This window comes from Pseudomonas sp. B10, assembly GCF_900156235.1.
Taxonomy (GTDB): domain Bacteria; phylum Pseudomonadota; class Gammaproteobacteria; order Pseudomonadales; family Pseudomonadaceae; genus Aquipseudomonas; species Aquipseudomonas siliginis.
In genome coordinates, this window is record NZ_LT707063.1 from 2,577,986 (window position 1) to 2,599,545 (window position 21,560).

Below are 21,560 nucleotides of genomic sequence, written 5' to 3' on the forward strand. Positions count from 1 at the left end.
GCTCTTCATTAGCGATGGGCGCTAGGTGCGGCTAGTGCACGGGCGGTGGCGACATCCGCATTGATCGCCGTTTTCAATGCCTCCAGAGAGGCGAAGCGCTGCTCTTCACGCAGCTTTTGGTGGAAAACCACCGTCAAACGCCGGTCATACAGATCGCCGGCAAAATCTAACAGATGGACCTCGAGGTGGGCTTTGCCATCTCCTTGCACCGTGGGGCGCACGCCGATATTGGCGACGCCGGGCCAGGTCTTGCAGTCGATGTCGACATTCACCAGATAGACCCCGGTGAACGGCACGCGACGACGCTTGAGTTGAATGTTGGCAGTGGGTGTGCCCAGTTGCCGGGCCAGTTTCTGCCCATGCAGCACGCGACCGGCGATGCGGTACGGACGGCCGAGCAAGCGTTCTGCCAAGGCAAAATCCGCCGCAGCCAAGGCGTTGCGCACCTGCGTGCTGCTGACGCGAATGCCGTCCAGCTCGACGGTTTGCGCCGCTTCGACGGTGAAACCGTGAACCTGCCCGGCCTGCATGAGGAAATCGAAATCGCCGAGGCGGTCGCAACCGAAACGGAAATCGTCACCGACCTCCAGATGCTGCACGCCAAGGCCATCGACCAGAATGGTATCGACGAACTCACTGGCGCTGAGCTTGCTCAGCCGCTGGTTGAAAGCCAGGCACAACACCCGGTCGACGCCTTCAGCGGCCAGCAATTGCAGCTTGTCGCGCAACCGCGCCAGACGTGCCGGTGCGGTGTCGGGGGCAAAGAACTCCCGCGGCTGCGGCTCGAAAATCACCACGCAGCTGGGTACGCCCAACTCGAGCGCACGCTCACGCAGCCGGGCCAGGATAGCCTGGTGACCACGGTGAACACCGTCAAAGTTGCCAATAGTGGCGACGCAGCCCCGATGCTGGGGGCGCAAGTTGTGGAGGCCTCGAACCAGCTGCATAACGCGCTTCTTGCTCATAAAGTGGTCGATTATAACCACACCCGACGGCCGACGACAGGCAACACCGTAACGCAAAGTGAACGAGCCGACAAAACCGCCGGCCCGTGCCTGTCGATAAAGACTGAAACCTCAGCTCAAGGCTTTGCGATTGAAGTCGCGCAGGCGGAAACCCAGCAGCAGCAACATACCGAAATACGCCACCACACCGGCCACCACCAGTGCGCCCAGGCGCAGGAAGCGCTCGAGCATATGCCCCTCATCCCAGGCGGGCATGAAATGCATGCCGGCCAGCAACACCGCCGACATCACGGTCACTGCAACGACCAGCTTGAAGCCGAATTTGCCCCAGCCCGGTTGCGGTTGATACATCTTTTGCTTGCGCAGTTGATAGAACAGCAGCCCGGCGTTCAGGCAAGCACCGGCACTGATCGCCAAGGCAAGGCCGGCATGGGCCAGTGGGCCGATCAACGCCAGGTTGAACAACTGGGTACAGACCAGCGTGAAAATCGCGATTTTCACCGGGGTGCGAATGTTCTGTTGCGCATAAAAGCCCGGCGCCAGCACTTTGATCACGATAATCCCGAGCAGGCCGACCGAATAGGCAATCAGCGCACGCTGGGTCATGTCGGCATCAAAGCCACTGAACTGGCCGTACTGAAACAATGAAACAGTCAGCGGTTCAGCAAGAATCCCCAGCGCCAATGCGCACGGCAGCACCAGCACAAAGCACAGGCGCAGCCCCCAATCGAGGATCCGCGAATACTCGTGGCGATCCTTGCTGGCGTAGGTCTTGGCCAGTGTCGGCAGCAGAATCGTGCCGAGCGCCACGCCCAATACGCCCGACGGCAATTCCATCAAACGGTCGGCGTAATACATCCACGACACTGAACCTGCGACCAGAAACGAGGCGAAGATGGTGTTGATGATCAATGAAATCTGGCTGACCGACACACCGAGAATCGCTGGCAGCATCTGCTTCATTACCCGCCACACGCCGCTGTCGCGCAGGTTCAGGCGTGGCAGCACGAGCATGCCGATCTTTTTCAGGTGCGGCAGCTGATACAGCAACTGCGCCAGACCGCCGACCAACACCGCCCACCCCAGCGCCATGACCGGCGGATCGAAATACGGCGTGAGGAACAGCGAAAACACGATCATGCTGACGTTGAGCAGAGTCGGTACGAAGGCCGGCACCGAGAAGCGGTTCCAGGTATTCAGAATCGCGCCGGCCAGCGACGACAGCGAGATCAGCAATATATAAGGAAAGGTCACCCGCAACAGATCGGAGGTGAGCTGGAATTTCTCCGGGGTATCGGTAAAACCGGGCGCTGTGGCCCAGATCACCCAAGGGGCGGCGATCATGCCCAGCGCCGTCACCACCGCCAACACCAGCGTCAGCAGGCCCGACACATAGGCAATAAAGGTGCGCGTCGCCTCTTCGCCCTGCTGGCTTTTATATTCGGCAAGGATCGGCACGAACGCCTGGGAAAACGCCCCCTCGGCGAAAATGCGCCGCAGCAGGTTGGGCAGTTTGAACGCAATAAAGAAGGCATCCGTGGCCATCCCGGCGCCGAATGTCCGCGCGATCAGCGTGTCACGAACAAAACCCAGAATCCGGGAAAGCATCGTGATAGAGCTGACGGCGGCCAACGATTTGAGCAGATTCATTGAGAGAGTTTGTGCCTGTCGATAAACAGCAGGCGAACAATGCGCCTACTTGTGCGATACTCCGCGCCGCAACAGCACAGAGCCAAAGCTCGCGAGTTTACAGGTCAAGCGCCGGAAATAAATATCCCGCCTCTTTATACCTACCACTTAGCGGAACGATTCAAGTGCCCTTGACAAGACAAGTCTTCATCGGCATGATTCGCGGCCTATTTTGTTTGCTATTTCCTAAAAAGTCTTTCGAGGAGCTCGACGGTGGCCAACTCACCTTCCGCCAAAAAACGTGCAAAACAGGCTGAGAAGCGTCGCAGCCACAACGCCAGCCTGCGTTCCATGGTTCGTACCTACATCAAGAATGTAGTTAAGGCCATCGACGCAAAAGACGCTGAAAAAGCTCAAGCTGCATACGTTCTGGCTGTGCCAGTTATCGACCGTATGGCCGATAAAGGCATCATCCACAAGAACAAGGCTGCTCGTCATAAGAGCCGTCTGAATGGCCACGTCAAAGCGCTGAAAGAAGCCGCTTAATCGACGTAGTCATTAAAAAACCGACCTCAGGGTCGGTTTTTTATTGCCTGTGATTTAACAAGCTACAGGCAAAAAAGTGTGGGAGCGAGCCCGCTCGCGAATGCGATCTGCCAGTTGATATTTCTATCGACCGACATGACCTCTTCGCGAGCAGGCTCGCTCCCACAGTTCGGATGGATGACGCTTATTGCTGGACGGGCACCCACGGCAGGATCGGGATGGCAGTCACCGCATTCTGCGGACTACCCTCGATCAAGCGATCGCTGTAGACCAGGTACACCAGCGTGTTGCGCTTCTTGTCGAGGAAACGCACCACCTGCATGGTCTTGAACACCAGCGAAGTGCGCTCCTTGAACACCTCATCGCCATCCTTCAGCTCACCCTTGAACTTGATCGGCCCGACCTGACGGCATGCGATCGAGGCCTCTGCGCGATCCTCGGCCAGACCCAGACCACCCTTCACTCCGCCAGTCTTGGCGCGCGACAGGTAGCAGGTCACACCTTCGACTTTCGGATCGTCGAACGCTTCGACCACAATCCGGTCATTCGGCCCGACAAACTTGAACACCGTCGACACCTGACCGATTTCCTCGGCCGAGACCAGCAATGGCATGGCCATCAGCAGGCCCAACAATCCTTTCGCTACACGCATCGAATTTTCCTTAGACCAGAATCAGGTTGTCACGGTGAACCAGTTCCGGCTCAGCCATGTAACCGAGCAAACCGACAATCGCATCCGACGACTGACCGATGATTTTTTGCGCTTCCAGGGCGCTGTAATTGGCCAGACCCCGAGCGATCTCCCGACCGTCCGGCGCCACACAGACGACCATCTCACCGCGACGGAAACTGCCTTGAACCAGTTTCACCCCCACCGGCAGCAGACTTTTGTTGCCCTTGGACAACGCCGACACCGCCCCCTCATCCAGCACCAGAGTGCCACGGGTTTGCAGATGACCGGCCAGCCACTGCTTGCGCGCCGCGAGCATGCCACGCTCCGGCGATAGCAGCGTGCCAATGCGCTCGCCCGCCTTCAGGCGATCGAGCACACGCTCAAGCCGCCCGCCGACGATGATGGTGTGCGCACCGGAACGCGCTGCCAGGCGTGCCGCACGCAACTTGGTCTGCATGCCGCCGCGCCCCAGCGCACCACCGGTACCGCCTGCAACCGCATCAAGCGTCGGATCATCGGCGCGCGCTTCATAAATCAGCTGCGCATCGGGATTGTTGCGCGGATCAGCGTCGAACATGCCGTCGCGATCGGTAAGGATCACCAGCAGATCAGCCTCGACCAGATTGGCCACCAGCGCCGCCAGCGTGTCGTTGTCGCCGAAACGGATTTCATCGGTGACCACAGTGTCGTTTTCGTTGATCACCGGAATGACTTTCAGCTCGACCAGTGCACGCAAGGTACTGCGGGCATTGAGGTAGCGCTTGCGGTCGGACAGGTCGTCGTGGGTCAGGAGAATCTGCGCAGTGTGCCGGCCATGCTCGGCGAAGCTCGACTCCCAGGCCTGCACCAACCCCATCTGACCGATTGCAGCGGCCGCCTGGAGCTCGTGCATGGCACTGGGTCGCACGGTCCAGCCCAAGCGACTCATGCCGGCCGCCACCGCCCCGGAGGACACCAGCACCAGCTCGACGCCCGCTTCATGCAGCGCCACCATCTGCTCGACCCAGACACTCATTGCCGCCCGATCCAGCCCTTTGCCGTCAGCTGTAAGCAAAGCGCTGCCGATCTTCACGACCCAACGCTGCGCACCTGTCACCTTGCTCCGCATCATCTTCAACCTTAGCTTGAGGGCAGCGCGACCTGGCACTGCCCGTGACGTTAATCGTGGCGATTGCTGACCAACGATCGATTTCCGGATACTAAAACGCCGCTCGATTGAGCGGCGTTCAAGTTTATCGCAACGGATCAGTCACGCACGTAAATGATTTCCGGACCGTCTTCGTCATCCACATCTTCTTCGTCCCAGTCATCGTCGCCGATGTCATGGACCGACTTCACGCCGCTGCGACGCAGGGCACGCTTGTCGTCCAGCGCCTGCAACTGCGCGCGAGCTTCGTCTTCGATGCGCTGATCGAGATCGGCCAGCTCTTCCTTGTACGCAGGATCTGCGGCGAGGCGATCGGCACGGTCTTCCATGTAGCGCATGATGTCGTGGCACAGACGCTCGGTACCGATCTTGGCGATGGCCGAGATCACGTACACCGGACCGGTCCACTCCAGGCGATCGACGATTTCCTTGACCCGAGCATCGTGCTCTTCTTCAAGAATCTGGTCGCACTTGTTCAGCACCAGCCAGCGATCACGCTCGGCCAGCGACGGGCTGAACTTGATCAGCTCGTTGACGATCACTTCAGCTGCGTCCGGAGCACTGGAATCATCCAGCGGCGCCATATCGACGAGGTGCAGCAGCAGACGCGTACGCGCCAGGTGCTTGAGGAAGCGAATGCCCAGGCCGGCACCGTCGGAAGCGCCTTCGATCAGACCCGGAATGTCGGCAACGACGAAGCTCTTCCAGCGATCGACGCTGACCACACCGAGGTTCGGCACCAGCGTGGTGAACGGGTAGTCGGCGACTTTCGGCTTGGCCGCCGAGACCGAACGGATAAAGGTACTTTTACCGGCGTTCGGCAAGCCCAGCAGACCGACGTCGGCCAGCACTTTCATTTCCAGTTTCAGGTCGCGCTGCTCGCCCGGCTTGCCTGGCGTGGTCTGACGCGGCGCACGGTTGGTACTGGATTTGAAACGGGTGTTGCCCAGACCGTGCCAGCCGCCCTGCACTACCATCAGTTTCTGACCGGCCTTGGTCAGGTCGCCGATGACTTCCTGAGTGGCAGAGTCGATCACGGTGGTGCCGACCGGCACGCGCAGGATCAGGTCTTCGCCCTTCTTGCCGGTGCAGTCGGTGCTGCCGCCGTTGGAGCCACGCTCGGCATCGAAGTGACGGGTGTAACGGTAGTCGACCAGGGTGTTGAGGTTTTCGTCGGCCATCATGTAGATGGAACCGCCGTCACCGCCATCACCGCCGTTCGGGCCGCCGTTTTCAATGAATTTTTCCCGGCGGAAACTCATGGCACCGTTGCCACCGTCACCGGCCTTTACGCGAATCGATACTTCATCAACAAACTTCATAACCAACGCCTCTCGCCGTACGGACGAGCCGAAAAACAATCAAGACATAAGACTCTTGCAAAAATGAGCGCAGCGACCCCAAGACACGACCTGCATCGCACGCCGACAGCCCATACAAACAGCTTTGCAAGAGACTCACCCCACAAACGAAAAAGCCCCGTCGCAAGACAGGGCTTCTCCAGCGATCTCGCGATTAAGCCGCGATTACGCTCACGTAACGACGACCGAAGGCGCCCTTTACTTCGAACTTGATCACGCCTTCGATTTTAGCGAAGAGAGTGTGATCCTTGCCCATGCCAACGCCGTAGCCAGCGTGGAATTGGGTGCCGCGCTGACGCACGATGATGTTGCCGGCCTTGATGACCTGGCCGCCATACATCTTCACGCCAAGGCGTTTGGCTTCTGAGTCGCGACCGTTACGGGTACTACCACCAGCTTTTTTGTGTGCCATGAGTTCAATTCTCCTAGTGAGGAATTAGGCTGTAATTAAGCCTGAATACCGGTGATTTTGATCTCGGTGAACCACTGGCGGTGGCCCATACGCTTCATGTGGTGCTTACGGCGACGGAACTTGATGATGCGGACTTTATCGTGACGACCTTGGGAGATCACTTCAGCCTTGACGGTTGCGCCAGCAACAACTGGTGCGCCGATGTTCACGTCGTCGCCGTTGGCGACCAGCAGAACGCGATCAAAAGTCACGGATTCGCCAGTAGCGATTTCCAGTTTTTCGATCTTCAGGTATTCACCTTCAGCGACCTTGTATTGCTTACCGCCGGTAACGATTACTGCGTACATGGTATTTCTCCGATAATCCTGCTCACCCAGCTCTTTATAAGAAGAGGTATTGGCTGGCATGGCTGCATGGGGCTGGAACGGCCCAAGTGCAATTGCGTAAGGCAGGTGCTGCCCAGGAAGTTCAGGGTGCGCGATTGTACGCAAGCAATCCGCCTCGCGCAAGTGGCCGTCCATCGCGCCTTGACAGGTCTGGATGGGGGTCCTAGCATGCCGCGCAACCCTTCTGGAGCGACTCTCGCTGATGCAACCCCAAGCTTTCTACCGCGCGGTGGCGGACGATTTTAGCGCCGTCGACGGCATCATCAAGAAGCAGCTGACGTCTCGAGTGCCGCTGGTATCGAAAATCGGCGATTACATCACGTCGGCCGGCGGCAAACGCCTGCGTCCTTTATTAGTGTTGCTGTGTGGCAAGGCCCTGGGTCGCGAAGGCGACGACATGCGCCTGCTGGCCGCCACCATCGAATTCCTGCACACCGCGACCCTGCTGCATGACGACGTCGTCGACATGTCCGGCATGCGTCGTGGCCGCTCGACCGCCAACGCCATGTGGGGCAATGCCCCGAGCGTGCTGGTCGGCGACTTCCTGTACTCGCGCTCGTTCGAAATGATGGTCGAACTGGGCTCGATGCCGGTGATGAAGATCCTCTCCCAGGCCACGCGCATCATCGCTGAAGGCGAAGTGTTGCAGCTGTCCAAGGTGCGTGACGCCAGCACCAGCGAAGAAACCTACATGGAAGTCATCCGCGGCAAGACCGCGATGCTCTTCGAAGCCTCGACCCACAGCGCCGCCGCCCTGGCTGGCGCGACCGCCGAGCAGAGCGAAGCCCTGCGCACGTTCGGCGATCACCTGGGTGTGGCGTTCCAGCTGGTTGATGACTTGCTCGACTATAAAGGCGACGCGGAAACCCTGGGCAAGAACGTCGGCGACGATCTGGCCGAAGGCAAGCCGACCCTGCCGCTGATCTACACCATGCGCGAAGGTACGGCCGAGCAGGCGGCACTGGTGCGTCAGGCGATCCAGAAAGGCGGGATCGAAGACCTGGAAAGCATCCGCATCGCCGTCGAAGCGTCGGGCTCGCTGGAGTACACCGCGCAACTGGCCCGCGATTACGTGGCCCGCGCGATCAAGTGCCTCGAGGCGCTGCCGGCCAGCGAATACCGCGATGCGCTGGTGGAACTGAGCGAGTTCGCGGTAGCCCGCACACACTGATTCACGCCCCTGTGGGAGCGAGCCTGCTCGCGAAAGCAATCTGCCAATCGACTCAATGTTGACTGACACAGCGCTTTCGCGAGCAGGTCGAATCGTCGCACCGTCGCTCCCACACTAGTTTCTTTGCTATGCCCTCCTCCGCGTAAAACCCTATACAATGTGCGCCCTTTAGTCCTCCTGATACCCAAGGAACCTTAGTGAGCACGTTGCCACCCTGCCCGAAATGCAATTCCGAATACACCTACGAAGACGGCACCCAACTGGTCTGCCCCGAGTGCGCCCACGAGTGGTCTGCCAGCGGCGAAGCCGAAGTGGCGGCTGATGATGCCGTGAAGAAAGATTCGGTCGGCAACGTCCTGCAGGACGGCGACACCATCACCGTGATCAAGGATCTCAAGGTCAAGGGTACGTCGCTGGTGGTCAAGGTCGGCACCAAGGTCAAGAATATCCGCCTGTGCGATGGCGATCATGACATCGACTGCAAGATCGACGGCATCGGCCCGATGAAGCTCAAATCCGAGTTCGTCAGAAAAGTCTGAGCCTTGCGTCATCCATCCTGCGCCAGCCGTGGGATGGAGCTTTGCCCTCCCCCCTTCGGCTCAATGAATCCGCGCATGGCCATCAGCCAGTCATTTTGACCTGACACAATCTTTACCCGGAAAAATCCACGATCCGCCAATAGGCACTTGCTATTTGATGAATAAGAATTATTCTCATTGAAACCTTTCAAGGAGATGAGACCCATGACTTATTTGATCGACGCCTGGCTGGATCGCCCACACCCGTACCTCAGAATCCTCCATCGGGAAACCGGCGAAGTCTGTGCGGTGCTTGAAGAAGAAGCCTTGCATGAGCTGCAGGATCAAGGCGATCTGGACGTCAGCAGCCTCAATTCCAGCGAGCCGCTGGTACTCAAGGAGCTGGTGCGCAATCTGTTCCTGTTCTGCTATGCCCGGGCGTTGCGCCCGACCAATGAGCTGCACAACAAGATCGAAATATGAAACGCGGTCAAAACTGTAGGAGTGAGCCTGCTCGCGATAGCGGTGTGTCAGATAGCCAATCAACAACTGACACACCGCGTTCGCGAGCAGGCTCACTCCTACATTGGCCTGCCATCAAGCAGGCTCGGTATTACAGAACGTCCAGCAGCTCGACGTCGAACACCAGAACGCTGTGCGGAGGGATGCTGCCCACGCCTTGTGCGCCGTAAGCCAGTTCGCTCGGCACGTACAGACGCCATTTGCTGCCGGCATTCATCAGTTGCAGGGCTTCGGTCCAGCCAGCGATCACGCCGCCAACCGGGAATTCTGCAGGCTGGCCGCGCTCGTAGGAGCTGTCGAACACAGTGCCGTCGATCAGCGTGCCGTGGTAATGCGTACGCACCTGGTCTTCACGGGTCGGCTTGGCGCCATCGCCCTGAGTCAGTACTTCGAATTGCAGGCCGGAAGCCAGGGTGGTGATGCCGTCACGCTTGGCGTTTTCGGCGAGGAAGGCCAGGCCTTCGCCAGCCGCGGCTTCAGCCTTGGCCGCTGCTTCGGCTTGCATGATCTCGCGGATCACTTTGAAGCTGGCGGACATTTCTTCCTGGCCAACACGGCTTGGCTTGCCGGCGAAAGCGTCGGTCAGACCGGCCAGGATCGCGTCCAGGCTGACACCCGGTGGCGGGTTGTCGCGCAGCTGGTCGCCGAGTTGACGGCCGATACCGTAGCTGACGCGGGTTTCGTCGGTGGACAGATTTACTTCGGACATGACACTGCTCCGCTGTGCGGACGGCCACAGGACTTGCCGTGCGTGCACAGCGCGTCCCGGCGCGCCCGGAACCAAAAGGGCGAGCAGACTAGCACAGATACCCCGGACTTGGGGCCGGGGCCTACAGGGCCGAGCGCCAGGCGAGCGGGACTTTCAGGCTTTCATCGAGGTCACCGACCAGGCCACACATTTCGTCATGGACCGAGGTGTGCACAAGATTGAAGGGCAGTACTGGAAAGGCATGCAGCAGATCCCGCGCGTGCTCCACTGAGCGCAGCGTCAGCATATTGCCCTTGAGATCGCTCAACGGATACGCCGTCCCATGCATCCTCGCTTCCAACAGGTAAATGCCTCCTTCCATGGAGATCAGGTTCAACTCGTCGACCTTCCTGGCAACAGCAAACGCGTTCAACTCTTGCAGGTTCATGGAAGCACCTCACACCGTGGCGAATCGCACCGTTACAGGGATAGGCCGGTGCGCTTGAAAGCACAAGCCACAAACGAAACCGCCCGTCTGTTTCGCAACAGACGGGCGGTTTTTTTGCCTTGATCGGCTGATCAGTGCTTGGTGACCTTGTCCAGGTAACCCATGGCAAACGCGGACACCACAAAAGTCATGTGAATGATCACGTACCACATCAGATGCTCGGGATCGACGTTCTTGGCGTCCATGAAGATACGCAGCAAATGGATCGAGGAAATCGCCACGATCGACGCCGCGACTTTCATCTTCAGCGACGAAGAGTCCATGGTGCCCAGCCAGCTGAGCTTCTCTTTGCCTTCGTCGATGTCCAGTTGCGAGACGAAGTTCTCGTAACCGGAAATCATCACCATTACCAGCAGACCGCCCACCAGCGCCATGTCGATCAGCGACAGCAGCACCAGAATCAGATCCGATTCAGCCATGGCGAAGACATTGGGCAGGATATGGATGATTTCCTGGAAGAACTTCAACGCCAGCGCCAGCAGACCGAGGGACAGGCCGATGTAGATCGGCGCCAGCAGCCAGCGGGTGGCGTACATTGCATTTTCGATAAAGCGTTCCATTGACTCTCACACAAGGGGCTGGAAATGGCGGCGAGTATAACAGCCCGCTGTGACAGCCAGAAACCGCCGGAAAATCCGCCACCTGCGTGTGTGTGACAAAGTTTTTCTGCTAGTGTCCAAAGCATTGACAGCCCAATGACAGTGGACAGGACGCGTGGAAATGGATGTGCGATCAGCCTTGACGACTGCCGGAATCTGCCTCGCCTTGCTCATCGGCGGTTGCTCGCCCGGCGATGAAAAGCACGTCGCCAACCTCGACGAAAAGACCGCCACCTTCGAACAGTCACTGGACACGATCAGCGATCCCAAGCTCAAGGACGCCATCACCGAACTCGGCGGTTCGCTGCTGTTGCTCGAACGCGCCCGGCTCAAGCTCGACGACATCACCCCGCATACCGAATACGGCGCAGACGCCCTCGCCGTGCTCAAGCACTACCCTACCCCGCAGGCGCTGGTCGATACCTTCATCAACGGCCTGTTCGTGCTGCACAAGGACGCCAGCTCGGATTACCTGACCGATCTGCAACCGGTATTCCCGTTCAACCTGAACATTCCCGGCGGTTTTCTGTTTCCGCACGGCATCGAATGGCGTTCGGTGACGCTGAGCAACAAACGCGTGATCGCCTGGCAGCCGGAGTGGTCGGAAACCGATCCGGGCATTCAGCTCAGCCCGTCCAGCTCCAACGTGACCAACCCCGATGACCTGACGGTGACCTACCCGTTCATCGATGGCCTGAACGTCGACAAGAAAAGCCTGCCGCAACCGGTCAGCCTGCAAGGCCAGGTCGAAGTCATCGCGCCGCGGCGGCTGTACAGCTTCGAACTGACGCAGAAAGACGTCGGCCAAACCCGCAGCAACGACAACCTCAGCGTCAAACTGCTCAAGCTGGAAAAGAACTATGCCGAGGTCGAAGTCAGCAACAGCCTGCCGCTCGCGGCAGAAGTCGCCGAAACCCGGATCAATCCGCTGATCGTCCAGGCCCGCGACGCCAGTGGCCAATACCTGGTGCGCGCCGGCTCGATCAACGAAAGCCCGGAGCAGGTCGAGTTTTACCAGAACCAACTGACGCAGTTACAAAAGCAGAAGAGCTGGAGCGACACCCTGGAAAAACAGCTCAGCGACGACCAGCAAGCCTTCGAGAAAGACCACCCGCGTCGCTACAACAAGGTGTATTTCCACGGCCCGATCGAGACTCTGGAAGTCAGCGTGCTCGACTTCTCTTCGGCGACGATGACGCGCAAATCCCTGGATCTGCCGGTGCGCACCTTCAATCCGCACACCACGGCTAAAGCCGTGCAGCCGCTGGACCTGCCCGTGGTGGTGTATGACGATCTCGCCGCCAACTGGCTCAAAGGCGCGGACCTGACTGAGGAACAATTGAAGGCCGGCGTGCGCATTCATCAATCGGTGGAAGAGCCGAGCGCGGCACGTATCGAGTTTTCCCACCGCCGCACCTTCAATGACGAATTGCTTGGCGACGAACTCAACCCCGGCGTCAGCCCGGTGACTTTCTTCACGGAAAAGCGCGGCGGCAAACTCGACGAGCCGATCGAACTGCCGCCCGAGGCGTACCAGGTCGATCCGCTGCAAGCGACGATTACATATGATCTGAACCTGTTTCCGGAAACCCCGGCGATTGCCGTGGGCTCGATGCCGTTGTTTCTGGCGACGGTGGCCAAGCAATCCTACGACGCGCAGTCATTGCCCAAAGGCCTGGCGATCAAGGACAACACGCTGGTGGTCGACCTGAAAACCTTCCCGGCCAACGAATGGCGTTTCTTCGTCAAGGACGACAGTGGCCACTACCTCAAGCAGATTCTTTCGGTCAGCCACGACGCCAGTGCAGAAGGCCCGGCGCTACTCGGCGTGCACTATTTTTACGGTCGCCCGACTCGCGTGGAAACCTATCAGCGCACCGACCTCGCCACCGTGCAATACGGTTTTGAGGTCAAGCTCGACAAGGCGCAGGTCGACCAGTCAGCACCTTAACCGTTGAGGCTGCGCCCACGGCCGCCGTTGATCTGCCGCAACTGCGCTTGCAGGTGCAGGCTCCAGATCTGCGGATCATCGGCCAGTTCGTAACCATGCAAGGTCAGGCTTTCAACGATGGTGTCGAGAATCGACTCGGCCGCCACCGGGCCATGGAACGGGCCTTGGGCTTTGATCGCGGAAGGTTGTTCGCCGGCCATGCCGGCCGCGAAGAGCAGCGTCCACATGCCATTGTCGCCGGCCAGCGGCTTGACGGCGCATTCGATCCGGGTCACCAGACCCAGGCATTGACGGGTGAGACAGAGGTTGCGCGACATGGCGGCGACCCTCGGTAAAGCCGGTATTCAGCCCCCATGGGAGGACTGGCTCGATCCAGTGATACTGTCGATATCCTTGACCTGAGAATAGAAGAAAAGTGTCCCGCGCAAGCCAAATGGAACCAGAAGGCGCCGAATGGTCATTGTGTGAATATTGGCGCCAGACTCGTGACACATTCCCCGAAGATCCCCGCAGAGATCAATCTGGAAAAGCACTGTGGGAGCGAGCCTGCTCGCGAAACGATGGATCAGCCAACTCATTCGTCGACTGAAACAGCGCTTTCGCGAGCAGGCTCGCTCCCACAGGGTTTATTGCAAGCCTGTCAGGCCGGTTTGGCTTCGGCGAGGGCCTCCTGCGCCAGCTCCTTCTCGGCCTCTTTCAGGTCCTCTTCGCTGATCATCTCGGCGATATCGCGCAGGCGCTCGACCACTCGCGCATTGATGCTGCCTTCGGGGAATTCGCCATCGGCGTTCGGTTCACCGGCCGGCTCGCCCACCAGCAGGCTCAGCGCCTCATCGGCCTGACGCACCGCATACACATGGAACTGCCCGGCGCGCACGGCGGCGAGGACCTTCTCATCGAGCATCAGCGTGGCGACGTTGGCTTGCGGAATGATCGCGCCCTGCTCGCCGGTCAGGCCGCGTGCTTCGCAGAGGCGGAAGAAGCCTTCGATCTTCTCGTTGACCCCGCCGACGGCCTGCACTTCGCCGAACTGGTTGATCGAACCGGTGATGGCAAAACATTGCTTGAGCGGCGTTTTCGACAGCGCCGAAATCAGCGTGCACGCCTCGCCCAGCGACGCACTGTCGCCATCGACGTAGCCGTAAGACTGCTCGAGCGCAATGCTCGCCGAGATCGCCAGCGGGAATTCCTGGGCGTAACGGCTGCCCAGATAACCGGTGAGGATCATCACGCCTTTGGAGTGAATCGGCTGGCCGAGGTTGACCTCACGTTCGATGTCGACGATACCGCTGCCACCCGGGTACACCGTGGCGGAAATCCGCGCCGGCACGCCGAACGCCGAATCGCCGACCTCCAGCACCGTCAGCCCGTTGCACTTGCCGACCGCTGCGCCGTCAGTGTCGATGAGGATGATTCCGGCGAGCATGTCGTCGAGAATCCGCGCCGAGACCCGCCCGGTGCGGGTGGCCTTGGCTTTCAGAGCGCGTTCGATATGGCCGGCGTCGGTCATTTCATCGCCGGCCAGATGGCGAATGAAATCCGCCTCGCTGACCAGTTGGAACAGATCGCCAATGCGCGCCGACAAGCGCCCCTGATGCTCGGCCAGCCGCGCACTGTAGGTCGCCAATCGTGCCACCGCATCGGCGGTCAACGGCGCCATGCCTTCTTCCGAAGTACGCGTCTTCAGGAGCTGGGCGAACTGCTCGAGGCTTTCGTCGACCATCGGGATGTCTTCGTCGAAGTCGACCAGAACGCGAAACATCTCCTGGAAGTCCGGATCGAGATCCTGCAGCGTGTAATACAGCTGCCGCGCACCGATGATGATGACTTTGACCTGCAGCGGGATGTGCTGCGGATTCAGGGTCATGGTGGCGAAGCGGCCCATCTCGCCCAGCGGCGATTCCATTTTCAGTTTGCGCGATTGCAGGGCGCGTTTGAGCGCATCCCACACGAACGGCTCGCTGAGCATTTTTTCCGCTTCGAGAATCAGGAAACCGCCATTGGCGCGGTGCAGCGCCCCCGGACGCAACTGCCGGTAAGTGGTGTAGAGCGCGCCCTGATCGGTGGTGTACTCGATGCGGCCGAACAGGTTTTCGTAAGTCGGATGCGGCTCGAATACCACCGGTGCACCGCCGCTGGCCGGATGCCCGACCACCAGGCTTGGTGCGTATTGTTCTTCCAGCAACTTGCGCGCGACGGCGTCGGTCTTGCTGTCGTCGACCAGTTGTTCGACCACGGTTTTCAGCAGGTAGACCTGCATCGCTTGCAGGTAACCGCAGACCCCGGCGTTCTCCGCGTATTTCTCCGACAGCGGCGCCAGCAACGGCTGCAAGGCCAGGGTGATGGTCTCTTCGTTGAGGTGACGCAGTTGATTGTTCGACTCGCGCTTCCACTGCGGCAGGCTGGCGAGTTCTTCGTTCAGGCGCTCTTCGAGGCCGGAGATGTCATCGTGAAAACGCTCGCGCTCGGCTTCCGGCAACTGCGCGAATTCGGCTTCGTCCAGGGCTTTGCCGTCGAGCATCGGGGTGAAGGCGATATTGCTGCTGTCGCGGTACAGGGCGACGTCTTTTTCCAGGGCCAGCCGCTCGATAATGTCCAGCGCCTTGTCGTAGCGCTGGTTGAAGGCGCGGTCGATGGCGCTTTTTTTCTGCTGGTAGGACGGGTGTTCGAAAACAGCCGGAAAAGTCGCCAGCAGATTGTCGATCAGACCGTTGATGTCGCCGATGAAAGAGGCCGCCGTGCCCGATGGCAGCTCCAGTGCACGTGGTTCGCGCGGTTCATCGAAGTTGTTGACGTAGACCCAGTCCGCCGGGGTCTGCAGGCGCTTGCCTTCGGCTTTCAGGTAGCGTTTGACGAACGAGAAACGGCCGGTGCCGGGCTCGCCCATGACGAATACGTTGTAACCGGGGCGTGGCATCGCCACACCGAACTGCAAGGCTTCGACCGCGCGTTCCTGGCCGAGCACACCGCGAAAGGGCTCCAGATCATTGGTGCTAGTGAAGCTGAACTGTTCAGCGGAAAACGGACGAGTCAGCGCTTCGGGCGCAAGACGCAGGCTGGCAGCAACAGGATCAGGCATCGGGCTTCCTTAACAATCAGGCGGGGCAGGTAGCGGCATTCTGGCGCTGCCCGTGCCCCACTGGCAAGGCGCGCCACATGACAAAGCATAGACAAGCGCGCGGCCGGCCGACGGGTCCCGCTAAATCAGAGGTTTATTCCAAATATTTTGCAAAAAGTCACGGAACCGCTGGAACGTGCCTAAACTCCAAACTGCGCGGCTGGAACTAATACCGGCCCACTGACACTTTCGGCTTTGTCCTCGGGCAGAGCGCGAAGGGCCAGAACCCTGTCCATTGGTATGCACATAAAGAGAACAAAGCTATGAAACGGATTCTTCTCGGTACTCTCTTCACCGCTGTATCCATCAACGCAATGGCGCAAGCCCCGGGCGGCCCGGATTGCGGTTGGGGCAACATGCTGTTCGAAGGTCAGCGTGGCACCCCGGCGCACTTCCTTGCTTCCACCACCAACGGCACTTCCGGTAACGCCACGTTCGGTATGACTTCCGGCACCAACGGTTGCTCGACCAACGCATCGCTGACCTACGGCGGCAAATCCTGGTTCGCCATGAATGGCATGATGAACGAGCTGTCCGAAGACATGGCCAAAGGCAACGGCGAAGCGCTGACCACTTATGCCGTGGTCCTGGGCGTAGCACCGGAAGATCGTGCGCACTTCGCGCAAGTGACCCACGAGCACTTCCAGCAGATCTTCAGCAAAGCTGACGTGACCGCTGAAGACGTGCATACCAACACCCTGGCAGTACTGAAATCGGACCCACGTCTGGCCAAGTACGCAACTCAGGCTTAAGCTCGACCCCGCCCGCTTCCTTCGGGAAGCGGGTTTTGTTTTTTTGGCCCGCCCCTCTTTGGGTCTTTTATTTCTTTCCTGTTCAAGTTGCCGACTATGCTCAAACGCCTTGCCTGGCTGGCGCTCTGTGTCTGCGCCCCGCTGTCCGCCGCGCCTCACATCGATCCTCAACGTTTGCAGCAACTGGCCAACGACCGCTTCTGGATTTCCCTCGGTCATTACGAAACCGCCAAACTCGGCGGCTGGCGCAGCTATGTCAGCGACAAGAAGTTCTTTCTCGCGCCCGACGGCAATGAACATCCGGATCGCGAACTGGCCGCCACCGTGCAGGCGCTGTACGCCTCGGCCAGTCTCGGCGAGCAACACGCACAATGCATTTACCCGGCGCGTACACGCTGGCTGAAAGCGCAGCTCAATCTCGCCGACCTGCCAGCGCCGGAATGCGCCGAATACAAGCAATGGTTCAAGGACGTCTCGCCGCACAGTGCGGTGATGATTTTCCCGGCGGCGTATCTCAACAGCCCGTCGTCGATGTTCGGCCACACCCTGCTGCGCATCGATCAGGCGGATGTGCAGGCCGACAAGACCTCGCTGCTCAGCTACGCGATCAACTTCGGCGCCTACATCGAAGGCTCGGACAACAGCATTCTGTATGCCTGGAAAGGCTTGATGGGCGGCTACCCGGGGCTGTTCGCGCTGGTGCCGTACCAGGAAAAACTCTCGGAATACCGCAGCCTGGAAAACCGCGATCTGTGGGAATACCGCCTCAACCTGACTCAGGAAGAAACCGCACGCATGGTCGAGCATGTGTGGGAGCTCAAGCAGATCCAGTTCGACTACTTCTTTTTCGACGAAAACTGCTCGTATCGCTTGCTGGAGCTGCTGCAAGTGGCTCGGCCGAGCCTGCGCCTGACCGAACAATTCCCGCTGACCGCAATCCCCACCGACACCGTGAAAGCGGTGAAAGAGGCCGGGCTGGTCGAACACATCGAGTATCGCCCGTCTCGCGAACGTGAGCTGCTCAGCCGCGCCGAGCCGTTGAGCGATGACGAACAGCAATGGGTGCTGAAAGTCAGCGCCGATCAAAAAGTCCTGCAAGAGCCAACGTTCAAAGCCCTGCCGCGCGCACGTCAGGCGCTGATCGTCGACGCCGCCTATCGTCTGGAGCGCTACCGCGCCAACGGTCAGGAGCGCGACCCGCAACGAGCGCAGCGCAGTTTCGAACTGCTGCGGGCGATCAACAAGAACCCGGCGCCGGAGCTGGAAATTCCGCAACCCGGTCTGCCCGAAGATGGCCACGAGTCCCGCACTTGGCAGGCCGGCCTAGGTACGCGAGGCGATCGCGCCTTTGGCGAATACGGCCTGCGCATGGCCTATCACGACCTCAACGACAACGCCGAAAGCTTCCCCCTCGGCGCGCAGATCGAGATCCTGCAACTGAAGCTGCGCCAGTACGAAGGCAATGACTGGCAGTTGCAGCAACTGGATCTGGCCACCATCCGTTCGCTGACACCGCGCAACGAGCTGCTGCAGCCGCTGTCGTGGCAAGTCACCGGTGGCCTTGAGCGCGTGCCGGGCAAGCATGACGACGAAACGCTGGTCAGCCATGTCAACGGTGGCGGCGGCGGCACGTGGCAGTTGGGCGAAGACGTGCTCGGCTTCGCCCTTGGCACGGTGCGCGTGGAGCACAACAACGACTTCGCCGAGTTTGTTTCCCCGGCCGGTGGCTTCAACACCGGCGTGCTGTGGAAAAACCCGCTGGGCAATCTGAGCCTGGAGGCCAAGGGCGACTACTTCTTCAACGGCGAAGTGCGCCGCAGCCTGAGCCTGAATCAGCAGTGGGAGCTGTCGCGCAACCTCGGTTTGCGCCTGAGCGCGCAGCGCGAATTCAGCCAGCTCGCCAGCCCCGAGACGGAAGTCATGCTGGAAGTGAAGTGGTATCACTACTGATCCCGAAACCATGCATATCTTCCTGTGGGAGCGAGCCTGCTCGCGAAAGCTGTGGGTCAATCAATAGTAGTGTTGGCTGACACGACGCCTTCGCGAGCAGGCTCGCTCCCACAGGCGCTTTGTGGTGTGCAATGGATTTTTCACAGGCCTTCGACAGCCGCCTCATGAATCGCCTTCTAGACTTCCCGTATCAGCCGAAAACCGGCGCGGGAGAGTGCGATGTGGCGGTACGTGGGATTGTTGGGCGTTGTATTGGCGCTGGGCGGTTGCCAGACCACCCATGAAGACTTGATCGCCAAGGGTTATCCACCGGCCTTCGCCGACGGTTTCGATGACGGCTGCGTCAGCGGCCGGCAAGCAGCGGGCTCGATCAGCGGCGAGTTTCGCAAGAATGTGCCGCGCTATCTCAAGGACCAGCAATACGCCGACGGCTGGGTCGACGGCTTCCGCCAATGTCAGGCGATGCTCGAAAACAAGGATCGCGAGCAATATCGCAACGAGCATTGGGACGAACGCGAACGCGCCTGGCAGCAGCAGAAGGCCCAGGACGTCGGGCGGGCTTATCGCTCGCAATAGGTCGCTTGCAGACATCCGTTGAAACCAAATGCCGGCAACCATGGCCCAAATCCTTTAACAGGAGGACTTCATGAGTCGCGCATTCGTCAACGAAGACAACGCCGCCGCGCAGGCCAATCAGCCGGTCGAACGTCAGGTCAGCACGCAGCCCAACTACGTCACCCCGCAAGGTCTGGCGCAGTTGCAGGCGAAAGTCGCCGAGTTGCAGAACCTGCACGCCGAGCAAACGGCCAAGGGCGAGCAGGCCGACAAGCAACGTCTCGCCGATCTGCAACGGGATCTGCGTTATTTCACTCAACGCCTGAGCAGTGCCCAAGTCGCAGTCGCTGCGACCTCCACCGACAAGGTCCAAATCGGTAGCTGGGTGACCTTCGCCGACGAACACGACACTGAACACCGCGTGCAACTGGTCGGCGAGGATCAGGCCGACGCCAGTCAGGGCCTGATCAACTGGGCCTCACCGCTGGGCCGGGCTTTGCTTGGCGCCCGGCTCAACGATGAAGTGCTATGGCAGCGGCCTGCCGGCGACCAACTGATCGAAGTGATCCGCATCGAACCGGCTTAAACCACGCCTTGCGCCAACATCGCATCGGCGACTTTGACGAAGCCGGCAATGTTCGCGCCTTTGACGTAATTGATCTGACCGTTGTCTTCGCCGTAATGCACGCAGGCGTGGTGGATCGACTGCATGATCGCGTGCAGCTTGCTGTCCACCTCGCCCGCCGTCCACAGCAGGCGCATGGCGTTTTGCGACATCTCCAGACCGCTGACGGCCACACCGCCGGCATTCGACGCCTTGCCCGGTGCGAACAGAATGCCGGCCTCGATAAAGATATCCACAGCCGCCAGCGTGGTCGGCATGTTCGCGCCTTCAGCCACACAGACGCAGCCATTGCGCAGTAGCGTGCGCGCGGCTCCGGCATCGACTTCGTTTTGCGTCGCGCAGGGCAGCGCGATGTCGCACGGCAGCGACCACGGATGTTGGCCGGCGCGGAATTCCAGACCATGGGCGCTCGCAAGTTCGCTGATGCGCCCGCGTTTGATGTTCTTCAGCTCCAGCAGCGCCAGCCACTGTGCTTCGCTCAAGCCTGCTTCGCAGTACAGCGTGCCTTCGGAGTCGGACAGGGAAATCACTTTGCCGCCCAGGTCCATCACTTTGCGCGCCGCGTACTGAGCAACGTTGCCGGAACCGGAAATCGCCACGCGCTTGCCTTCCACGCTCTGCCCGCGGCGCTTGAGCATTTCTTCGGCGAAGTACACGCAGCCGAAACCGGTGGCTTCCGGGCGAATCAGGCTGCCGCCGTAGGTCATGCCCTTGCCGGTGAGGACGCTGGTGAACTGGTTGCTCAGGCGCTTGTACTGGCCAAAGAGGAAACCGATCTCCCGCGCACCGACACCGATATCACCGGCCGGCACGTCAACGTCGGCGCCGATGTGGCGATACAGCTCGCTCATGAACGCCTGGCAGAAACGCATGACTTCAGCATCGCTCTTGCCCTTCGGATCAAAGTCGGAACCGCCCTTGCCGCCGCCCATGGGCAGGGAGGTCAGCGAGTTCTTGAAGGTCTGCTCGAAGGCGAGAAATTTCAGCACGCCGAGGTTCACCGACGGATGGAAGCGCAGGCCGCCCTTGTACGGGCCGATGGCGCTGTTCATCTGGATGCGGAAGCCGCGATTGACCTGGACCTTGCCCTGATCGTCGACCCACGACACGCGAAACACCACCGCGCGCTCCGGCTCGCAGATGCGCTCGAGAATGCCTGAAGTCAGGTAATGCGGATTGGCTTCAAGAAACGGCCACAGACTGCGCAGGACTTCTTCGACAGCCTGGTGGAATTCGGGTTGGTCCGGGTCGCGTTTTTTCAGGCGCGCAAGGAAGGATTCGACGGATTCGATCATGGGCAACGTCTCGGCAAATTTATTGTCGTTGGAGGAGATTGGGCCGGACTGTAACAAACGAATTGCGCACAGGAACAGAGCAAAATGTCGCAGTTATGAAATTAAATGGTGCACAGGATATAAATCAGGCTGGTTTTTGCCCAGTTTTGCACCTGAATGGTGAGATCAAATTCAAGCCATGCACCAACA

At 59.8% G+C, this 21,560-nt stretch carries 22 protein-coding genes; 9 read left to right on the forward strand and 13 right to left on the reverse strand.

Annotated elements, in window-relative coordinates; genetic code table 11:
- Nucleotides 1-8 precede the first annotated feature (8 nt).
- Both ribF and murJ read right to left on the reverse strand, forming a co-directional pair.
- Nucleotides 9-947, reverse strand: a complete 939-nt coding sequence (gene ribF / locus BXA01_RS11555; RefSeq protein WP_076564161.1) for a bifunctional riboflavin kinase/FAD synthetase — start codon at nucleotides 945-947, stop codon at nucleotides 9-11.
- Between the two features lie 129 nt (nucleotides 948-1,076).
- A complete protein-coding gene (gene murJ, locus BXA01_RS11560) occupies nucleotides 1,077-2,615 on the reverse strand; it encodes a murein biosynthesis integral membrane protein MurJ (protein ID WP_076564162.1) in 1,539 nt (512 codons plus the stop codon).
- Between the two features lie 252 nt (nucleotides 2,616-2,867).
- Here murJ and rpsT point away from each other — a divergent pair, with 252 nt between their 5' ends.
- Entirely contained in the window at nucleotides 2,868-3,140 is a 273-nt protein-coding gene (gene rpsT, locus BXA01_RS11570; RefSeq protein ID WP_003228351.1) for a 30S ribosomal protein S20, read from the forward strand.
- A gap of 184 nt (nucleotides 3,141-3,324) precedes the next feature.
- Here the strand turns inward: rpsT and BXA01_RS11575 are convergent, their stop codons facing one another.
- The 5 genes from BXA01_RS11575 to rplU all read right to left on the reverse strand — a co-directional run bounded on the left by BXA01_RS11575 (nucleotide 3,325) and on the right by rplU (nucleotide 7,080).
- Entirely contained in the window at nucleotides 3,325-3,792 is a 468-nt protein-coding gene (locus BXA01_RS11575; protein WP_041477794.1) for a CreA family protein, read from the reverse strand.
- A gap of 10 nt (nucleotides 3,793-3,802) precedes the next feature.
- The gene (proB, locus tag BXA01_RS11580) at nucleotides 3,803-4,921 is read right to left on the reverse strand and encodes a glutamate 5-kinase (RefSeq protein WP_076564163.1); all 1,119 of its coding nucleotides are present in this window, start codon (nucleotides 4,919-4,921) and stop codon (nucleotides 3,803-3,805) included.
- 137 nt (nucleotides 4,922-5,058) lie between these two features.
- Nucleotides 5,059-6,282, reverse strand: a complete 1,224-nt coding sequence (gene cgtA, locus BXA01_RS11585; RefSeq protein ID WP_076564164.1) for an Obg family GTPase CgtA — start codon at nucleotides 6,280-6,282, stop codon at nucleotides 5,059-5,061.
- 193 nt (nucleotides 6,283-6,475) lie between these two features.
- A complete protein-coding gene (gene rpmA, locus BXA01_RS11590; RefSeq protein ID WP_016773121.1) occupies nucleotides 6,476-6,733 on the reverse strand; it encodes a 50S ribosomal protein L27 in 258 nt (85 codons plus the stop codon).
- Nucleotides 6,734-6,768: 35 nt separating this feature from the next.
- Nucleotides 6,769-7,080, reverse strand: a complete 312-nt coding sequence (gene rplU, locus BXA01_RS11595) for a 50S ribosomal protein L21 (RefSeq protein WP_007924746.1) — start codon at nucleotides 7,078-7,080, stop codon at nucleotides 6,769-6,771.
- 241 nt (nucleotides 7,081-7,321) lie between these two features.
- Here rplU and BXA01_RS11600 point away from each other — a divergent pair, with 241 nt between their 5' ends.
- The 3 genes from BXA01_RS11600 to BXA01_RS11610 all read left to right on the forward strand — a co-directional run bounded on the left by BXA01_RS11600 (nucleotide 7,322) and on the right by BXA01_RS11610 (nucleotide 9,291).
- Nucleotides 7,322-8,290: a polyprenyl synthetase family protein gene (locus tag BXA01_RS11600; RefSeq protein WP_016773120.1), complete on the forward strand. Its 969-nt coding sequence runs from the start codon at nucleotides 7,322-7,324 to the stop codon at nucleotides 8,288-8,290.
- 197 nt (nucleotides 8,291-8,487) lie between these two features.
- On the forward strand, nucleotides 8,488-8,829 hold the full coding sequence (locus BXA01_RS11605; RefSeq protein WP_016773119.1) for a zinc ribbon domain-containing protein YjdM: 342 nt from the start codon (nucleotides 8,488-8,490) through the stop codon (nucleotides 8,827-8,829).
- 204 nt (nucleotides 8,830-9,033) lie between these two features.
- Entirely contained in the window at nucleotides 9,034-9,291 is a 258-nt protein-coding gene (locus tag BXA01_RS11610; RefSeq protein ID WP_016773118.1) for a PA4570 family protein, read from the forward strand.
- Between the two features lie 130 nt (nucleotides 9,292-9,421).
- On the opposite strand, the gene BXA01_RS11615 is transcribed toward BXA01_RS11610, so the two are convergent.
- The 3 genes from BXA01_RS11615 to BXA01_RS11625 form a co-directional block, all read right to left on the reverse strand.
- Complete coding sequence (locus BXA01_RS11615) at nucleotides 9,422-10,039, reverse strand: FKBP-type peptidyl-prolyl cis-trans isomerase (protein WP_016773117.1); 618 nt, start codon at nucleotides 10,037-10,039, stop codon at nucleotides 9,422-9,424.
- A gap of 121 nt (nucleotides 10,040-10,160) precedes the next feature.
- Nucleotides 10,161-10,466, reverse strand: a complete 306-nt coding sequence (locus BXA01_RS11620; RefSeq protein WP_056790499.1) for a DUF6482 family protein — start codon at nucleotides 10,464-10,466, stop codon at nucleotides 10,161-10,163.
- Between the two features lie 131 nt (nucleotides 10,467-10,597).
- Complete coding sequence (locus BXA01_RS11625; protein WP_016773116.1) at nucleotides 10,598-11,086, reverse strand: TIGR00645 family protein; 489 nt, start codon at nucleotides 11,084-11,086, stop codon at nucleotides 10,598-10,600.
- A gap of 160 nt (nucleotides 11,087-11,246) precedes the next feature.
- On the opposite strand from BXA01_RS11625, the gene BXA01_RS11630 reads away from it, so the two are divergent.
- Entirely contained in the window at nucleotides 11,247-13,076 is a 1,830-nt protein-coding gene (locus tag BXA01_RS11630) for a hypothetical protein (protein ID WP_076564165.1), read from the forward strand.
- Here BXA01_RS11630 and BXA01_RS11635 read toward each other — a convergent pair.
- On the reverse strand, nucleotides 13,073-13,393 hold the full coding sequence (locus tag BXA01_RS11635) for a PA4575 family protein (protein WP_016773114.1): 321 nt from the start codon (nucleotides 13,391-13,393) through the stop codon (nucleotides 13,073-13,075). The genes BXA01_RS11630 and BXA01_RS11635 overlap by 4 nt on opposite strands.
- A 323-nt stretch (nucleotides 13,394-13,716) precedes the next feature.
- Nucleotides 13,717-16,155, reverse strand: a complete 2,439-nt coding sequence (locus BXA01_RS11640) for a Lon protease family protein (RefSeq protein ID WP_016773113.1) — start codon at nucleotides 16,153-16,155, stop codon at nucleotides 13,717-13,719.
- Nucleotides 16,156-16,457: 302 nt separating this feature from the next.
- Here BXA01_RS11640 and BXA01_RS11645 point away from each other — a divergent pair, with 302 nt between their 5' ends.
- From BXA01_RS11645 to BXA01_RS11660, 4 genes are all read left to right on the forward strand, one after another.
- Nucleotides 16,458-16,946 (forward strand): DUF3015 domain-containing protein, encoded by a 489-nt coding sequence (locus BXA01_RS11645; protein ID WP_016773112.1) that lies wholly within the window; start codon nucleotides 16,458-16,460, stop codon nucleotides 16,944-16,946.
- A gap of 96 nt (nucleotides 16,947-17,042) precedes the next feature.
- Nucleotides 17,043-18,896 (forward strand): Lnb N-terminal periplasmic domain-containing protein, encoded by a 1,854-nt coding sequence (locus BXA01_RS11650; RefSeq protein WP_076564166.1) that lies wholly within the window; start codon nucleotides 17,043-17,045, stop codon nucleotides 18,894-18,896.
- A 219-nt stretch (nucleotides 18,897-19,115) separates the two neighbouring features.
- Nucleotides 19,116-19,472, forward strand: coding sequence for a hypothetical protein (locus BXA01_RS11655; RefSeq protein WP_076564167.1), 357 nt, complete (start codon nucleotides 19,116-19,118; stop codon nucleotides 19,470-19,472).
- A gap of 70 nt (nucleotides 19,473-19,542) precedes the next feature.
- A complete protein-coding gene (locus BXA01_RS11660) occupies nucleotides 19,543-20,037 on the forward strand; it encodes a GreA/GreB family elongation factor (protein WP_076564168.1) in 495 nt (164 codons plus the stop codon).
- On the opposite strand, the gene gdhA is transcribed toward BXA01_RS11660, so the two are convergent.
- The gene (gene gdhA, locus BXA01_RS11665; RefSeq protein WP_076564169.1) at nucleotides 20,034-21,371 is read right to left on the reverse strand and encodes an NADP-specific glutamate dehydrogenase; all 1,338 of its coding nucleotides are present in this window, start codon (nucleotides 21,369-21,371) and stop codon (nucleotides 20,034-20,036) included. The genes BXA01_RS11660 and gdhA overlap by 4 nt on opposite strands.
- Nucleotides 21,372-21,560: the final 189 nt, after the last annotated feature.

Bases quoted from the DNA above. Each gene is read 5' to 3' on its own strand.
- ribF (WP_076564161.1), bottom strand. From the start codon at position 947: ATGCAGCTGGTTCGAGGCCTCCACAACTTGCGCCCCCAGCATCGGGGC.
- murJ (WP_076564162.1), bottom strand. From the start codon at position 2,615: ATGAATCTGCTCAAATCGTTGGCCGCCGTCAGCTCTATCACGATGCTT.
- BXA01_RS11575 (WP_041477794.1), bottom strand. From the start codon at position 3,792: ATGCGTGTAGCGAAAGGATTGTTGGGCCTGCTGATGGCCATGCCATTG.
- proB (WP_076564163.1), bottom strand. From the start codon at position 4,921: ATGCGGAGCAAGGTGACAGGTGCGCAGCGTTGGGTCGTGAAGATCGGC.
- cgtA (WP_076564164.1), bottom strand. From the start codon at position 6,282: ATGAAGTTTGTTGATGAAGTATCGATTCGCGTAAAGGCCGGTGACGGT.
- rpmA (WP_016773121.1), bottom strand. From the start codon at position 6,733: ATGGCACACAAAAAAGCTGGTGGTAGTACCCGTAACGGTCGCGACTCA.
- rplU (WP_007924746.1), bottom strand. From the start codon at position 7,080: ATGTACGCAGTAATCGTTACCGGCGGTAAGCAATACAAGGTCGCTGAA.
- BXA01_RS11600 (WP_016773120.1), top strand. From the start codon at position 7,322: ATGCAACCCCAAGCTTTCTACCGCGCGGTGGCGGACGATTTTAGCGCC.
- BXA01_RS11610 (WP_016773118.1), top strand. From the start codon at position 9,034: ATGACTTATTTGATCGACGCCTGGCTGGATCGCCCACACCCGTACCTC.
- BXA01_RS11615 (WP_016773117.1), bottom strand. From the start codon at position 10,039: ATGTCCGAAGTAAATCTGTCCACCGACGAAACCCGCGTCAGCTACGGT.
- BXA01_RS11620 (WP_056790499.1), bottom strand. From the start codon at position 10,466: ATGAACCTGCAAGAGTTGAACGCGTTTGCTGTTGCCAGGAAGGTCGAC.
- BXA01_RS11625 (WP_016773116.1), bottom strand. From the start codon at position 11,086: ATGGAACGCTTTATCGAAAATGCAATGTACGCCACCCGCTGGCTGCTG.
- BXA01_RS11630 (WP_076564165.1), top strand. From the start codon at position 11,247: ATGGATGTGCGATCAGCCTTGACGACTGCCGGAATCTGCCTCGCCTTG.
- BXA01_RS11635 (WP_016773114.1), bottom strand. From the start codon at position 13,393: ATGTCGCGCAACCTCTGTCTCACCCGTCAATGCCTGGGTCTGGTGACC.
- BXA01_RS11640 (WP_016773113.1), bottom strand. From the start codon at position 16,155: ATGCCTGATCCTGTTGCTGCCAGCCTGCGTCTTGCGCCCGAAGCGCTG.
- BXA01_RS11645 (WP_016773112.1), top strand. From the start codon at position 16,458: ATGAAACGGATTCTTCTCGGTACTCTCTTCACCGCTGTATCCATCAAC.
- BXA01_RS11650 (WP_076564166.1), top strand. From the start codon at position 17,043: ATGCTCAAACGCCTTGCCTGGCTGGCGCTCTGTGTCTGCGCCCCGCTG.
- BXA01_RS11655 (WP_076564167.1), top strand. From the start codon at position 19,116: ATGTGGCGGTACGTGGGATTGTTGGGCGTTGTATTGGCGCTGGGCGGT.
- BXA01_RS11660 (WP_076564168.1), top strand. From the start codon at position 19,543: ATGAGTCGCGCATTCGTCAACGAAGACAACGCCGCCGCGCAGGCCAAT.
- gdhA (WP_076564169.1), bottom strand. From the start codon at position 21,371: ATGATCGAATCCGTCGAATCCTTCCTTGCGCGCCTGAAAAAACGCGAC.